The following is a 13,750-nucleotide window of genomic DNA, read 5'->3' on the forward strand; positions in this document are numbered from 1 at the left end:
ACCCGTCCCCGGGCCGACCGAGGGCCGGAAACCGTCCCACGCGCTGGGCGCCTAGAATTGACGCGTGCTGAAACTGACTGACCTGCGTGGCTCCCGCCGGGATCCCCGAGGCATCCTGCCCCGGGCTCAGCTCGACGTCTCCGAGGCCGTCGAGCGCATCCGTCCGGTGGTCGAGGCGGTCCATCAGCGCGGATTCGCGGCCATCCAGGAGGCCACCGCCCGGTTCGACGGCGTCGAGCTGACCCGGCTGCGGGTTCCGGTGGAGGCCATCGCGGCGGCCGGCGAGGCCCTCGAGCCGGAGATCCGCGAGGCGCTGCTCGAAGTGATCACCCGCACCCGCAAGGTGCACCGCGATCAGCGCCGGGCCGACGTCACCACCCAGGTGGTCGACGGCGGCACGGTCACCGAGCGCTGGCTTCCGGTGCAGCGGGTCGGCCTCTACGTCCCCGGCGGCCTGGCCGTCTACCCGTCGACCGTGGTGATGAACGTGGTGCCGGCCCAGGAAGCGGGGGTCGACGCGCTGGTGGTGGCGTCGCCGCCGCAGAAGGAGAACGGCGGCCTGCCGGACGCCCGGGTGCTGGCCGCCTGTGCGCTGCTCGGGGTCGACGAGGTCTACGCGGTCGGCGGGGCCCAGGCCATCGCGATGCTCGGCTACGGCTCGGACGGCGCCGACGAGGGCGACCGCTGCGAGCCGGTCGACGTGATCACCGGGCCGGGAAACATCTGGGTCACCGCGGCCAAGCGGCTGCTGCAGGGCACGGTGGGCATCGACGCCGAGGCCGGGCCGACCGAGATCGCGATCCTGGCCGACGAGACCGCCGATCCGCGGCACGTCGCCGCCGACCTGATCAGCCAGGCCGAGCACGACCCGCTCGCCGCCAGTGTGCTGGTCACCGACTCGGAGCAGCTGGTCGCGGCGGTCGAGACCGAGCTCACCCGGATGGTCGCGGCCACCAAGCACTCGCAGCGGGTGCTCACCTCGCTGACCGGCGCGCAGTCCGGCGTCGTCCTGGTCGACGACCTGGAGCAGGGCCTGGCGGTCGTCGACGCGTACGCGGCGGAGCACCTGGAGATTCAGACGCGCGACGCGCGGCAGTGGGCCATGCGGGTCCGCAATGCCGGCGCGATCTTCGTCGGTGCCTGGTCGCCGGTCTCGCTCGGCGACTATGCGGCCGGCTCCAACCACGTCCTGCCGACCGCCGGCTGTGCCCGGCACTCCTCGGGGCTCTCGGTGCAGTCGTTCCTGCGCGGGATCCACGTGGTGGAGTACACCGAGGCCGCTCTGCAAGACGTTGCGAGGCACGTGGTGACCCTGGCCAACGCCGAGGACCTGCCGGCGCACGGGGAGGCCGTCCAGGTTCGTTTTCAGTCTGATCAAGGGCGGTCGGGTGGGGTGGCGGACGTGAGGTTCGACGGATGAGGATCGACGATCTGCCGATCCGGGACGACCTGCGCGGGCAGACGCCGTACGGCGCGCCGCAGCTCGACGTCGCGGTGCGGCTGAACACCAACGAGAACTCCTACCCGCTGCCCGACGACGTGGTGGAGGCGATCGGCAAGGCCGTGCAGGGCGAACTGCGCGACCTCAACCGCTACCCCGACCGCGACGCGATGGCGCTGCGCACGGTGCTCGCCGACTACCTCGGGCACGGGCTGTCGCCGGCCAACGTGTGGGCCGCCAACGGGTCCAACGAGGTGCAGCAGCAGTTGCTGCAGGCGTTCGGCGGGCCGGGGCGCAAGGCGCTCGGGTTCGGCCCGTCCTACTCGATGCACCCGCTGCTGGCGCTGGGCACCGGCACCGATTGGATCGGCGCGCTGCGCGATCCCGACTTCGGGCTCGACCCGGTGGCCGCCGTCGCACAGATCGAGGAACACGACCCCGACCTGGTCTTCCTCTGCTCGCCGAACAACCCGACCGGCACCGCCCTCGACCCCGAGGTGATCGCCGCGGTGCTCGACCGGGCCCGCGGCGTGGTGATCGTCGACGAGGCGTACGCCGAGTTCGCCCGGGCCGGCACGCCGAGCGCGCTGACCCTGCTGCCCGAGCACCCGCGGCTGATCGTCAGCCGCACCATGAGCAAGGCGTTCGGGTTCGCCGGCGGCCGGCTCGGCTACTTCGCCGCGCACCCGGCCGTGGTGGAAGCCGTCCAGCTGGTCCGCCTGCCCTACCACTTGAGCGCCCTGACCCAGGCGGCCGCGCGCGCGGCGGTGGCGCAACGTGACGCCCTGCTCGCGACCGTCGAGGCGATCAAGGAACAGCGTGACCGCATCGTGGACACGCTGCGTGAGCGCGGGTACCGCGTCGCCGACAGCGACGCCAACTTCGTGCTTTTTGCTGTGTCACCAGGCGAGGCGAGCGGCAACCAGAAAGTCACCTGGCAGCGACTGCTCGATCGAGGAGTGCTGATCCGCGATGTCGGCCTGCCGGGCTGGCTGCGGGTCACGGCCGGGACCCCGGCGGAAACTGATGCGTTCTTGGAGGCCCTCGGATGAGCCGGACCGCGCGGATCGAGCGCGTCACCAAAGAGACCAAGGTGCTGGTCGAGATCGACCTCGACGGCACCGGCAAGGGCGACCTGAACACCGGGGTCGGCTTCTACGACCACATGCTCAACCAGATCGCCAAGCACGGCGGCTTCGACCTGACCGTGCGCACCGAGGGTGACCTGGAGATCGACGCGCACCACACGATGGAGGACACGGCCATCGCCCTCGGCGAGGCCTTCTCCCGGGCGCTGGGCGACAAGGCCGGCATCCGGCGGTACGGGTCGGCGACCATCCCGATGGACGAGGTGCTCTGCCGGGCCGCGATCGATTTGTCCGGCCGGCCGTACGTGGTGCACGACGAACCGGAGCTGGCGCCCTACATCGGACCGGTCTACCCGACCAGCATGACCCGGCACATCTTCGAGTCGTTCGGGTTCGCGGCCAAGGTGACCCTGCACGTCAGCGTGCTGCGGGCGGCCCGCGACGGCGGCAAGCCGGACGCCCACCACGTGGTGGAGGCGCAGTTCAAGGCGTTCTCCCGGGCGCTGCGCGAGGCCGTCGAGATCGACCCGCGCAACGCCGGCGCGCTGCCGTCCACCAAGGGCGTGCTCTGATGGCGGTGGTCTGCTTCATCGTCGCGGGCTTCCTGGTCGGCGGCGTGATCCAGCTGGTCAGGTCGGGTGCCACCAAGTTCAGCGTGGGGCTGGTCGGCGTGCTCGCGGCGCTGGCCGTCGCGGGCGGCGTGGCCTGGATGCTCCCCGGAGGCGACTCGTGACCTCGGTGGTGATCCTCGATTACGGCTCCGGCAACCTGCGGTCGGCCGAGCGCGCCGTGGCCCGCACCGGGGTCGACGTCACGGTCACCAGTGACCTGCAGGCGGCGGCCGCGGCGGACGGGCTGTTCGTGCCGGGGGTGGGCGCCTACGCGGCGTGCATGGCCGGCATCGAGGAGCTCGGGGCCGGGCCGGTGATCGCCGAGCGGGTGGCGGCCGGGAAACCGGTCCTCGGCGTCTGCGTCGGCATGCAGATCCTCTTCGACTCGGGCGTCGAGCACGGCGTCGAGACCAAAGGGCTGGGCCTGCTGCCCGGCGTGGTCAGCAAGCTCGACGCGGCGCGCATCCCGCACATGGGCTGGAACACGGTGGACATTCCCGACGAGTCGCTGGTTCTGAAGGGGCTACCCGCGGAGGTGCGGTTCTACTTCGTCCACTCGTACGCCGCCTCGGATCTTGAAGGTCTTCGGCAAGCCGGCGGCAAAGTGACCACCGCGAGCCACGACCGGCCGTTCGCGGCCGCCGTCGAACTCGGCAGCCTCACCGCCACCCAGTTCCACCCGGAGAAGTCGGCCGACGCCGGCTATGCGCTGCTGCGCAACTGGGTCGCAGGACTGTAGGTGTCGAAGGAACGGGCAAAACGGCGGGCCGAGCGGCTCGCCGTACTCGAAAAGGAGAAAGCCGCCCGGGCCCGCAAGGTGTCCCGGCGGCAGCGCCGCCGGCAGCTGGTCCGCAAGCTCACTCCACAGCGGATGGGCCGGCCCGGCCGGATCTACCGGCGCAGCCGGGGCCAGCGGCTCGGCATCGTGCTGGTGCCGCTGATCGCCGTCGCCGCGGTCTGGCTCTTCGTGCCGGACGTCCCGCTGCGCATCGTGCTGACCATCGTGATCGTCATGGCCATGCCGGCCCTGGTGGTACTGATTCTGAACAGGGAGAGAGCATGACCCTCCAGCTGCTGCCGGCCGTCGACGTTGCCGACGGCCAGGCCGTCCGCCTCGTGCAGGGCGCCGCCGGTTCCGAGACCGCCTACGGCGACCCGCTCGAGGCGGCCCTGGCCTGGCAGAACGACGGGGCCGAGTGGGTGCACCTGGTCGACCTGGACGCGGCGTTCGGGCGCGGTTCCAACGCTTCGCTGCTCGCGGACGTGGTGCGGCGGCTCGACGTGAAGGTCGAGCTGTCCGGCGGCATCCGCGACGACGCGTCGCTTACCGCGGCGCTCGCCACCGGCGCGGCCCGGGTCAACATCGGCACCGCCGCCTTGGAGGACCCGGAGTGGTGCGACCGGATCTGCGCCGAGTACGGCGACCGGGTCGCGATCGGCCTCGACGTGCGTGGCCGCACCCTGTCGGCGCGCGGCTGGACCCGCGACGGCGGTGACCTGTACGAGGTGCTGGCCCGGCTCGACAAGGCGGGCGCGGCCCGGTACGTCGTCACCGACATCACCAAGGACGGCACCATGCGCGGCCCGAACCTCGATCTGCTCCGCGAGGTGTGCGCGGCCACCGACAAGCCGGTCATCGCCAGCGGCGGCGTGTCCACCCTGGACGACCTGCGCGCCCTGGCCACCCTCGAATCCGTCGGGGTGGAGGGCGTGATCGCCGGCAAGGCGCTTTACGCCGGCGCGTTCACCGTACGCGAGGCCCTGGCCGCGCTGGCCTGAGTCCAGGACGCCCGCAGTGCCTGCTCGGCCGCCTTGATGGCCGGGCGGGCCGCGGCGGCCTCCCGCCAGGCCACCACGACCCGGCGGCGGGGCTCGGGGTTGAGCTTCACGATCCGGGCGCCGTCGGGAAGAGCGGTCCGGGCCAGCCGGGGGATCACCGCGATGCCCAGGCCGGCGGCGATCAGCGTCATCTGGGTCTCGAACTCGCCGACGTGGAAGTCGGGCTGCAGGCCCGGCATCACCCGCATCAGCCACTCGTGGCAGATGTCGCCGACCGGCGCCGCGATCCACCGCTCGTCCCGGCATTTCGCCAGCGTCGTCGTGCCGCTGAGCCGGTGGCCGCTCGGCACCACCAGGTCGACCAGGTCCCAGCCCAGCTCGACGTGCGCGATGCCGGCCGGGTAGCGCAGCGGCGCCTCCGGCCAGTCGTCCAGCACCGCCAGGTCGACGTGCCCGCGGTGCAGCGCGTCGAGCCCCTCGTGCGGGTTGGCCTCGAGCAGCCCGGTGGACAGCTGCGGATGCTCGGAGGCGAGCCGGTGCAGCGCCCACGGCAGCAGCGCCCGGCAGGCGGTGGCGAACGCGACCACGGTGAGCCGGCCGGTCACCGTGTCGCGGTGCGCGGCCAGCGCGGCCTCGGCCTCGTCGACGGTCGCCAGGACCCGCTCGGCGTGCCGGGCCAGCAGTTGGCCGGCCTCGGTGAGGCGCAGGCCGCGCCCGTCCTTCTCGACGAGTGTGGTGCCGGTCTCCCGCTCCAGCTTGGCGAGCTGCTGGGAGACCGCCGACGGGGTGCAGTGCAGCGCCTGGCCGGCCGCCAGGACCGTCTTGTAGCTGGCCACGGCGTGCAGGGCGCGCAGGCGGCCGAGGTCAATCATGTAGCCAACCTACAACGTGGGTGAAGCACTATTCGATGGTGCTTAATCTTTAGCGGGCGCATTTTAAACAGATGAAACCGAAGCACATCGCCCTGGCCGTGGCGATCATGGCGATCTGGGGCGTCAACTTCGTCGCCATCGAAAAGGGCCTCGACCACTTCCCGCCGCTGCTGTTCAACGCCCTGCGGTTCACCCTCGCCGCGTTCCCGGCGCTGTTCTTCGTCGGCCGCCCGCAGGTGCCGTGGCGCTGGATCGTCGCGGTCGGCCTGATCCTCGGGGTCACCAAGTTCTCGCTGCTGTTCGCGGGCATGGCGGCCGGGATGCCGGCCGGGCTCAGCTCGCTGGTCCTGCAGAGCCAGGCCGTGTTCACCGTGCTGTTCGCGGTGCTGCTGCTGCGCGAACGCCCGCGCCCGGTGCAGGTCGGCGGCCTGGCCGTCGCGCTGGCCGGCGTGGTCGTGGTGGGCAGCCGGACGGGCGCCGATCTCGGTGCGTTCCTGCTGGTCATCGGGGCGGCCGCGGCGTGGGGCCTGTCGAACATCGCCACCCGCAAGGCGTCGCCGCCGGACACCCTGCGCTTCATGGTCTGGGCCAGCGCCGTCGCGTGCGGCCCGCTGCTCGTACTCTCCCTGCTCATCGACGGCCCGGCCGCCGACCTCACCGCGCTGCGCGCGATCGACGGCGAAGCCGTCCTGGCCCTGGCCTACGTCGCGCTGATCTCGACCCTTGCGGGATTCGCGGGTTGGGGTTTCCTGCTCAAGCGGTACGGCGCCAGCACGGTCGCGCCGTTCTCGATGCTCGTCCCCCTGTTCGGCATGACCTCCGCCGCCCTGTTCCTCGGCGAGCAGATCCACCCCACCGACCTGCTCGGCGGCGCCCTGGTGATCGGCGGCATCCTGCTCGGCCTGGCCCGGACACCTGCGCGGCGAAGTGCGCTGGTTAGGGTGGACGCATGACGGTGGCGGTGCGGGTTATCCCTTGTCTCGACGTGGATGCCGGGCGGGTGGTCAAGGGGGTCAACTTCGTTGACCTGCGGGACGCCGGCGACCCGGTCGAGCTGGCCGCCGCCTATGACGCGGCCGGGGCCGACGAGCTCACCTTCCTGGACGTGACCGCCTCCTCCGACGACCGGGGCACCATGCTCGACGTGGTGCGGCGCACCGCGGAGAGCGTGTTCATCCCGCTCACCGTGGGCGGCGGGGTCCGCTCGGTGGCCAACGTCGACGTGCTGCTGCGGGCCGGGGCGGACAAGGTGGGGGTCAACACCGCGGCGATCAACCGGCCGGCGCTGATCTCCGAGATCGCCGAGCGGTTCGGCAACCAGGTGCTGGTGCTGTCGCTGGACGTGCGGCGGTCGGCCGAGCAGCCCAGCGGGTGGGAGGTCACCACGCACGGCGGGCGGCGCAGCGCGGGCCTCGACGCGATCGAGTGGGCCCGGACGGTTGCCGAGCTGGGCGCGGGGGAGATCCTGCTCAACTCGATGGACGCCGACGGCACCAAGGCCGGCTTCGACCTCGACCTGATCGCGGCGGTGCGGGCGGTGGTCGACATCCCGGTGATCGCCAGCGGCGGTGCGGGTGCGGTGGAGCACTTCCCGCCGGCCGTGACCGCGGGAGCCGACGCGGTGCTGGCCGCGAGCGTCTTCCACTTCGGAGACCTCAGCATCGGCCAGGTCAAGGACACCCTGCGGGCCGCCGGCAACCCGGTGCGGTAGGGCCTAGCGGCCGTCGGCCAGCCGGAGAGAATATTCGCGGACGGCGGTGTTGTAGGTCTGGTCGTCCAGCACCCAGTCGGACTCGCCGGGGCGGGTGGATCGGTTTAGCTGGGCCTGCAAAGTCATCACTGCCGAGGACAGGCCGCTGAACGGGCGGGTGCGCCACAGCTGCTCGCCGCTGGGGGCCACCTCGATGATGTCGTCCTCGACCACGATCAGGCCGGCGCCGGCCAGGCGTCGCAGCGACTCCTGCAACTCCTCGCGGCTCGGCACGGCGTGGTGCAGGAAATCGGCGGCGGCCAGCAGGTCGGCCAGGCTCGCGCCGGTCACCGGCAGGGCCGCGTGCAGGGCCCGGTCCCGCTCCAGGCGCTCGGCGATGACCGCGGACACGAAGATCCAAGCGTCGTTCCACTGCCAGCCGCCAGCCCCCATGTCGCAATGATGCCGTGCGATGAGCCCGCCCGGAAGAAAATGTGTCCGGATGATCACCGAGGTGTGTCAGTCCACAGAGGCCAGATCCGGCTTGCGGGTGGGCGCGACGGTGCACAGGGGCAGGAAGAGGTGCACGAGTGGGCCGATGGCCAGGGCATATGCCACCGTGCCGACGCCGACCGTGCCGCCCAGCAGAAATCCGACACCGAGGACGGACAGCTCGATCGCGGTGCGGACCAGACGGATCGAGAGCTTCGGGAAACGACCCACGATTCCGGTCATCAGGCCGTCGCGCGGACCGGGGCCGAAGTTGCTGCCGATATAGAGGCCGGTCGCCAGACCGTTGAGCAGGATTCCGCCGACCAGATAGGCGATCCGGGCCGGGATGCCGTGCCCGGCCGGAAGCATGGCCAGGGCGGCGTCCACCGCGAAACCGACCACGAACAGGTTGGCGATCGTGCCGATGCCGGGCCTCTGCCGCAGCGGGATCCACAGCAGCAGGATCGGGACGCCGAGCAGGATCACCACCCAGCCGAAGCTGATGCCGGTCGCCTTCGACAGGCCCTGGTGGAACACGTCCCAGGGGTTGAGACCCAGGCCGGACTTCACCATGAAGGCCATGCTCACCCCGTAGAGCACCAGGCCCACGAAGAGTTGGGTGAACCGCCGGGTGAGACGACGATCTCCGTTGCCAGTTGCTCTCATAGATGCCACTCTGGGGGCCAATTGGCCACGACTGAAGAGCCAATTTCTGGGAGGTGGCTGTGACGAGCACCGTACGAGGCACGCAACTGGCCCGCCTGCTCGGTCAGTGGCACTCCCTGCCCGGCCGGCATCGCAGCCCGGACTACGTCGCTCTGGCCGCCGCCGTGCGCGGCCTGCTCTCCGACGGGCGGCTGCCGCTCGGCGTCCGGCTGCCGGCCGAACGGGAACTCGCCGAGTCCCTCGCGGTCAGCCGCACCACGGTCAGCGCGGCGTACCGCACGTTGCGGGAGAGCGGCCACCTCACCAGCCGGCGCGGCGCCGGCAGCTGGACCACCCTGCCCAACGGGCACCGGGTGGCCACCTCCGGACTGTGGGCGGCCGGCGACGACCGGGACGTCATCGACCTGGGCGTGGCCGCGCACCGGGCCCCCGACGAACTGCTCGGCGCGGCCCAGGCCGCGGTCAACGAGGACCTGCCGCGCTACCTGGGCAGCGCCGGTTACCACCCGACCGGGCTGGTCGAGCTGCGCGATGCGGTCGCGGCCGGTTACACCGCCCGCGGCGTCGCCACCAGCGCCGAGCAGATCCTGATCACCGCCGGCACCCAGCAGGCCCTCGACCTGGTGCTGCGGCTGTCGGTGCCGGCCGGGTCGCCGGTGCTGGTCGAGGCGCCGACCTATCCGAACGCGCTGGCCGCGCTGTCCGCCCGGCGGGCCCGGATCGCCACCCACGGCCTCGACACGGCCACCGGCTGGGACGCCGAGATGCTGCTCGGCGCGCTGCGGCAGGGCCGGCCGCGCTGCGCGTACGTGATCCCGGAGTTCCACAACCCCACCGGCCACCTGATGGACGCCGGCCTGCGCGAGCGCCTGGTCGCCACCGCGCACGCGGCCGGCACCGAGCTGATCGTCGACGAGTCGTTCGTGGATCTGCAGCTCGACGGCGACGAGATGCCCCCGCCGGTCGCGGTCTTCGACCGGCACTCCCGGGTGGTGTCGATCGGCGGGATGAGCAAGGCGTACTGGGGTGGCCTGCGGATCGGGTGGGTGCGGGCGTCGGCGCCGCTCGTGCAGCGGCTCGCCGCCATCCGGGTCGGCGTCGACATGGCCAGCCCGGTGCTGGAACAGCTGGTCGGGGTGCGGCTGCTGGAACAGTCCGAGCGGATCGTCGCGGCCCGCCGGACCGAACTGCGCACCCGGCGGGACGTGCTGATCGATGCGCTGCGCGAGCACCTGCCCGAATGGACCTTCACGGTGCCGGGCGGCGGCGTGATGCTCTGGTGCGAGCTGGACGGGCCGATCTCCAGCGCGCTGGCCCGCGCGGCCGAGGACGTCGACGTGCGGCTCGCGCCCGGGCCGCGGTTCGGCCTGGACGGGACGCTCGAACGCTTCCTGCGGCTGCCGTTCACCCTGCCCGAGGGCACCCTCGTCGAGGCGGTCAAGCGGATCGCCTCGGTCCGCTACGACCTGGACCGCGGGATCCGCCCGTCCTGGCGAAGCCCGGCCGTCATCGCATAAAGAAGCTTCAGCGGGTCTGCTCCAGCCACGAGGCGTAAAGCTTGGCGTAGATCGAACCCTCGTCGGCGACCAACACTGCGTGCGGGCCGCGCTGCACCACCCGGCCGGCGTCCACCACGATCACCTCGTCGGCGGCCTGCGCGGTGGACAACCGGTGTGCGATCGCCACCGTGGTGCGACCCCGGGTCACCGTGTCCAGGGCCCGCTGCAACCGCACCTCGGTGGCCGGGTCGACGGCGCTGGTGGCCTCGTCCAGCACCAGCAGGTCGGGGTCGGCGACGTACGCCCGGACCAGCGCGACCAGCTGCCGCTCGCCCACGCTGAGCGCCTCGCCGCGCTCGCCCACCGGGGTTTCGAAGCCGGCCGGCAGGCCCGCCGCCCAGTCGGCCAGACCGAGTTCGGCGAAGGCCGCCGCCAACTCGTCGTCGGTCAGCTCCGGCGCGGCGAACCGGATGTTCTCGGCGATGGTGGCGTCGAAGAGGAAGCCGTCCTGCGGCACCATCACCACCCGCGAGCGCAGCGAGGAGAACCGCACCGAGGTCAGCGGCGTGCCGGAGAGCAGCACCTCGCCGGCCGTCGGGTCCATCAGCCGGGTCAGCACCTTGGCGAACGTGGTCTTGCCGCTGCCGGTCTCGCCGACCACCGCGTACTTCCGCCGGGCGTCCAGGGTCAGATCGACGTCGGCCAGCACGATCGGGCCGCCCGGGTAGCGGAACGAGACGTCGTCGAACCGCACCGACAGCGGGCCCGGCGGCAGTTGCACGCCCTCGTCGTCGGGGTCGGCGACGTCCGGGTCGAGGTCGAGCACGTCCAGCACGCGGCGCCAGCCGGCGACCGCGTTCTGCGCCTCGTTGAGCATGTCGGTGGCGATCTGCACCGGCTGGATGAACAGCGTGACCAGGAACAGGAACGCGGTCAGTTCGCCCACGCTGAGCCCGCCGCCGATGCCGAGCAGGGTGCCCACCACGACCACCGCGGCGAGCGCCAGGCCGGCTCCGATCTCGCCCGAGGAGAAGCTGGTCACGCTGGTCCGCAAGGCCCGCTGCTGGGCCACCCGGAGCCGCTCGATCGAGGTGTCCAGGCGCTGTTCGGTGCGATCGCCCACGCCGTACGCCCGGATGACCGTGGCCCCGACGACGCTCTCCGCGACCGCGCCCAGCATGACGCCGGTCCGCTCGCGGACCGTGCGGTAAACGGCGCCGAGCCGTTTCTGAAAGAGCCGGATGATCAAAACCGAAGGGCCGAAGGCGAGGAGTACGACGAGAGCGAGCTGCCACGAGTAGATGAACATGACAAGCGTCGACACCAGCAGCTGACCGGCCGAGAGCAGCAGTTGCACCCCGCCGAACTGCAGGAACAGGGAGATCTGGTCGACGTCGCTGGTCACCCGGGACACCATCGAACCGCGCCGCTCGGACTGCTGGTGCAGCATCGACAGGTCATGGATGTGCCGGAACGTGCGCGAGCGCAGGGCGCCGAGCGCGGTCTCGGAGACGGTGAACAGCCGGCGGGTCATCAGGTAACCGGCGATCGTGGAGATCACCAGGGCGACGAAGGTGAACGCCACCACCTCGACGACGAAGCCCAGGTCGGGGCCGCCGGCACCGCGGATGCCGTGGTCGATGCCCTGCTGGACGGCGATCGGGACGGCGACCCGGCCGCCCATCTGCACGAGCGCGAGGGCGACCGTGCCGGCCATGCCGGGGCGCAGCTCGGGGGAGAGGGCCAGGCCGCGGCGAACGGTGGCCAGGGTGCCGTCGCTCATGCTTCCACCCGCTCGGCCTTCTCGTAGGCGGTGACCAGGTCGGCGTACCCCTGGTTGGTGGCCAGCAGACCGGCGTGCGTGCCGACCGCGACCACCTTGCCCTGCTCCAGGTAGACCACCTCGTCGGCGAGGGCGATGGTGGCTCGCCGGTAGGCGACCACCAGGATCGACGCGCCGGCGTCGGACGAGCGCAGCGAGGCCAGGATGGCCGCCTCCACGCGTGGATCGACGGCGCTGGTGGCGTCGTCGAGGACCAGCAGCCGGGGGTGGCCGGCCAGGGCGCGGGCCAGGGTGATGCGCTGGCGCTGGCCACCGGAGAGCGAGGTGCCGCGCTCGCCGACCGCGGTGTCCAAGCCGTCCGGCAGCTTCTCGACGAAGCCGCCGGCCTCGGCCAGGCGCAGCGCCGACCAGGCGTCCTCGTCGGTCAGGCCGTCCCGGTCGAGGGTGACGTTGCCGCGCACGGTGTCGTCGAAGACGAACGGGATCTGCGGTACCAGGGCGGCCGTCCGGGCCAGCGCGGCCTCGGTCAGCTCGCGGGACTCGACGCCGTCGATCGTGATGGTGCCGTCGGCCGGGTCGACCAGCCGGATCGCCAGCGACGCGATGGTGGATTTGCCGGATCCGGTCGGGCCGACCAGGGCTACCGTCTTGCCGGCCGGCACCTCGAAGGAGACGTCGTGCAGGACCAGGGGGCCGTCGTCGTAGCGGAAGTCGACGTGGGCGAACTTGAGAGATGCCGGATTTGTCGACGGCAATGTCTGAGTGCCGTAGTGCAAATCGCCTGTCGCGGACAGAACGGCCTGCACCCGCTCCCAGCCGGCCACGCTGCGGGGCAACTCGGCGACGACCCAGCCGATCGCGCGCACCGGGAACGCCAGCACGGTGAACAGGAACGACACGGTGACCAGCTCGGCCACGCTGATCGCGCCGTTCTGCAGGCGCCAGGCGCCGAGCAGCAGCACGGCCAGGGTGCCGACGCTGGGCAGGCTGTCCATCACCGGGTCGAACAGGCCGCGCAGCCGGCCCACCGAGATCAGCGCGTCGCGCAACTCCGACACGATGACGCCGAACCGCTGCGACTCGTCCTCCTCGCGGCCCATCGTCTTGACCACGAGCGCGCCGTCGAAGCTCTCGTGCGCCACCGCGCTGACCTTGGCCCGCATCTGCTGGGCCTTGATCTGCCGGGGCGACATGTACCGGGAGTAGATGACGTTCAGGCCGAACAGGGTGGGGAACAGCGCGACGCCGACCAGGGCCAGCACCCAGTCGGTGAGGAACAGCACGAGCACCGCGGCGAAGACCATGACGATCGTGCCGACCGCGAACGGCAGCGGGGCGATCGGCACGAACGCCGCCTCGACGTCCGAGTTCGCGTTGGACAGCAGGGTGCCGGTGGCGTGCTTCTGGTGCCAGGACGGCGGCAGCGAAAGGTAGCGGCGGGTCACCGCGCGGCGGTAGCGGGCCTGCAGCCGGAACTGCATGTAACCGGCGCCGAGGCGGCGGCCGTACACGCCGGCCACCCGCAGCGCGCTGATGCCGAGGAAGGCCGCGGCGACCAGCGCGAGCGATCCGGTGGTGGCACGATGGTCGGCGAAGGCGGGCACCACGACGCGCCCGATGACGGCGCCGACGACGTAAGAGTTCGCGATGATCAGCAACCCGAACAGCGTGCTGCCGACCACCCCGATGGTGAACAGCCGCGGCTCGGTCCGGATCGCCTGCCCGAGCACCCGCAGTCCCCGTCCCAGCACGTCGCGGCTGGCCCTGCTGTGGCTCATTTCCTACCTGACTGGTAAGGGTTAGCCGGGGTTGCCGGCCTTACCAACCCA

At 71.8% G+C, this 13,750-nt stretch carries 15 protein-coding genes; 10 read left to right on the forward strand and 5 right to left on the reverse strand.

What is annotated here, in order from left to right:
* Positions 1 to 64 precede the first annotated feature (64 nt).
* Genes hisD through priA form a run of 7 tightly spaced genes read left to right on the forward strand, consistent with a single transcriptional unit; the run spans position 65 to position 4,919 of the window.
* On the forward strand, positions 65 to 1,420 hold the full coding sequence (hisD, locus tag Ate02nite_RS19765; RefSeq protein ID WP_203807585.1) for a histidinol dehydrogenase: 1,356 nt from the start codon (positions 65 to 67) through the stop codon (positions 1,418 to 1,420).
* On the forward strand, positions 1,417 to 2,493 hold the full coding sequence (locus Ate02nite_RS19770) for a histidinol-phosphate transaminase (RefSeq protein ID WP_203807587.1): 1,077 nt from the start codon (positions 1,417 to 1,419) through the stop codon (positions 2,491 to 2,493). Before hisD ends, Ate02nite_RS19770 begins: the two co-directional genes overlap by 4 nt.
* Complete coding sequence (gene hisB, locus Ate02nite_RS19775) at positions 2,490 to 3,101, forward strand: imidazoleglycerol-phosphate dehydratase HisB (protein WP_203807588.1); 612 nt, start codon at positions 2,490 to 2,492, stop codon at positions 3,099 to 3,101. Before Ate02nite_RS19770 ends, hisB begins: the two co-directional genes overlap by 4 nt.
* Positions 3,101 to 3,262 carry a CG2302 family histidine operon protein gene (locus tag Ate02nite_RS19780; RefSeq protein WP_203807590.1) on the forward strand — a complete coding sequence of 54 codons (162 nt, stop codon included), beginning with the start codon at positions 3,101 to 3,103 and terminating at the stop codon, positions 3,260 to 3,262. The genes hisB and Ate02nite_RS19780 overlap by 1 nt, the downstream gene beginning before the upstream one ends.
* Positions 3,259 to 3,879: an imidazole glycerol phosphate synthase subunit HisH gene (gene hisH, locus Ate02nite_RS19785; RefSeq protein WP_203807592.1), complete on the forward strand. Its 621-nt coding sequence runs from the start codon at positions 3,259 to 3,261 to the stop codon at positions 3,877 to 3,879. Before Ate02nite_RS19780 ends, hisH begins: the two co-directional genes overlap by 4 nt.
* Positions 3,880 to 4,203: a hypothetical protein gene (locus tag Ate02nite_RS19790; RefSeq protein WP_203807594.1), complete on the forward strand. Its 324-nt coding sequence runs from the start codon at positions 3,880 to 3,882 to the stop codon at positions 4,201 to 4,203.
* On the forward strand, positions 4,200 to 4,919 hold the full coding sequence (gene priA, locus Ate02nite_RS19795; protein WP_203807596.1) for a bifunctional 1-(5-phosphoribosyl)-5-((5-phosphoribosylamino)methylideneamino)imidazole-4-carboxamide isomerase/phosphoribosylanthranilate isomerase PriA: 720 nt from the start codon (positions 4,200 to 4,202) through the stop codon (positions 4,917 to 4,919). Before Ate02nite_RS19790 ends, priA begins: the two co-directional genes overlap by 4 nt.
* Here priA and Ate02nite_RS19800 read toward each other — a convergent pair.
* Positions 4,871 to 5,791 carry a LysR family transcriptional regulator gene (locus Ate02nite_RS19800; protein ID WP_203807598.1) on the reverse strand — a complete coding sequence of 307 codons (921 nt, stop codon included), beginning with the start codon at positions 5,789 to 5,791 and terminating at the stop codon, positions 4,871 to 4,873. The two genes, priA and Ate02nite_RS19800, sit on opposite strands and share 49 nt — an antisense overlap.
* Before the next feature lie 71 nt (positions 5,792 to 5,862).
* Between Ate02nite_RS19800 and Ate02nite_RS19805 the strand changes: the two genes are divergently transcribed.
* Together Ate02nite_RS19805 and hisF are read left to right on the forward strand one after the other, a co-directional pair.
* On the forward strand, positions 5,863 to 6,744 hold the full coding sequence (locus Ate02nite_RS19805) for an EamA family transporter (RefSeq protein WP_203807600.1): 882 nt from the start codon (positions 5,863 to 5,865) through the stop codon (positions 6,742 to 6,744).
* Positions 6,741 to 7,502 carry an imidazole glycerol phosphate synthase subunit HisF gene (gene hisF / locus Ate02nite_RS19810; RefSeq protein WP_203807602.1) on the forward strand — a complete coding sequence of 254 codons (762 nt, stop codon included), beginning with the start codon at positions 6,741 to 6,743 and terminating at the stop codon, positions 7,500 to 7,502. Before Ate02nite_RS19805 ends, hisF begins: the two co-directional genes overlap by 4 nt.
* 3 nt (positions 7,503 to 7,505) lie before the next feature.
* Here the strand turns inward: hisF and Ate02nite_RS19815 are convergent, their stop codons facing one another.
* Positions 7,506 to 7,934, reverse strand: a complete 429-nt coding sequence (locus tag Ate02nite_RS19815) for a hypothetical protein (protein ID WP_203807604.1) — start codon at positions 7,932 to 7,934, stop codon at positions 7,506 to 7,508.
* 66 nt (positions 7,935 to 8,000) lie between these two features.
* Positions 8,001 to 8,639 (reverse strand): membrane protein YczE, encoded by a 639-nt coding sequence (yczE, locus tag Ate02nite_RS19820; protein WP_203807606.1) that lies wholly within the window; start codon positions 8,637 to 8,639, stop codon positions 8,001 to 8,003.
* 59 nt (positions 8,640 to 8,698) lie between these two features.
* Between yczE and yczR the strand changes: the two genes are divergently transcribed.
* A complete protein-coding gene (gene yczR, locus Ate02nite_RS19825; protein WP_203807608.1) occupies positions 8,699 to 10,156 on the forward strand; it encodes a MocR-like transcription factor YczR in 1,458 nt (485 codons plus the stop codon).
* 7 nt (positions 10,157 to 10,163) lie between these two features.
* On the opposite strand, the gene Ate02nite_RS19830 is transcribed toward yczR, so the two are convergent.
* Both Ate02nite_RS19830 and Ate02nite_RS19835 read right to left on the reverse strand, forming a co-directional pair.
* Positions 10,164 to 11,921 carry an ABC transporter ATP-binding protein gene (locus tag Ate02nite_RS19830; RefSeq protein ID WP_203807610.1) on the reverse strand — a complete coding sequence of 586 codons (1,758 nt, stop codon included), beginning with the start codon at positions 11,919 to 11,921 and terminating at the stop codon, positions 10,164 to 10,166.
* Positions 11,918 to 13,699 (reverse strand): ABC transporter ATP-binding protein, encoded by a 1,782-nt coding sequence (locus tag Ate02nite_RS19835; protein WP_203807612.1) that lies wholly within the window; start codon positions 13,697 to 13,699, stop codon positions 11,918 to 11,920. The genes Ate02nite_RS19830 and Ate02nite_RS19835 overlap by 4 nt, the downstream gene beginning before the upstream one ends.
* Positions 13,700 to 13,750 lie beyond the last annotated feature (51 nt).

The organism is Paractinoplanes tereljensis (assembly GCF_016862435.1).
In the GTDB taxonomy this organism is placed as follows: Bacteria; Actinomycetota; Actinomycetes; order Mycobacteriales; family Micromonosporaceae; genus Actinoplanes; species Actinoplanes tereljensis.

Bases quoted from the DNA above. Each gene is read 5' to 3' on its own strand.
- hisB (WP_203807588.1), top strand. From the start codon at position 2,490: ATGAGCCGGACCGCGCGGATCGAGCGCGTCACCAAAGAGACCAAGGTG.
- Ate02nite_RS19780 (WP_203807590.1), top strand. From the start codon at position 3,101: ATGGCGGTGGTCTGCTTCATCGTCGCGGGCTTCCTGGTCGGCGGCGTG.
- hisF (WP_203807602.1), top strand. From the start codon at position 6,741: ATGACGGTGGCGGTGCGGGTTATCCCTTGTCTCGACGTGGATGCCGGG.
- Ate02nite_RS19805 (WP_203807600.1), top strand. From the start codon at position 5,863: ATGAAACCGAAGCACATCGCCCTGGCCGTGGCGATCATGGCGATCTGG.
- Ate02nite_RS19800 (WP_203807598.1), bottom strand. From the start codon at position 5,791: ATGATTGACCTCGGCCGCCTGCGCGCCCTGCACGCCGTGGCCAGCTAC.
- Ate02nite_RS19770 (WP_203807587.1), top strand. From the start codon at position 1,417: ATGAGGATCGACGATCTGCCGATCCGGGACGACCTGCGCGGGCAGACG.
- Ate02nite_RS19815 (WP_203807604.1), bottom strand. From the start codon at position 7,934: ATGGGGGCTGGCGGCTGGCAGTGGAACGACGCTTGGATCTTCGTGTCC.
- Ate02nite_RS19830 (WP_203807610.1), bottom strand. From the start codon at position 11,921: ATGAGCGACGGCACCCTGGCCACCGTTCGCCGCGGCCTGGCCCTCTCC.
- priA (WP_203807596.1), top strand. From the start codon at position 4,200: ATGACCCTCCAGCTGCTGCCGGCCGTCGACGTTGCCGACGGCCAGGCC.
- Ate02nite_RS19835 (WP_203807612.1), bottom strand. From the start codon at position 13,699: ATGAGCCACAGCAGGGCCAGCCGCGACGTGCTGGGACGGGGACTGCGG.
- yczE (WP_203807606.1), bottom strand. From the start codon at position 8,639: ATGAGAGCAACTGGCAACGGAGATCGTCGTCTCACCCGGCGGTTCACC.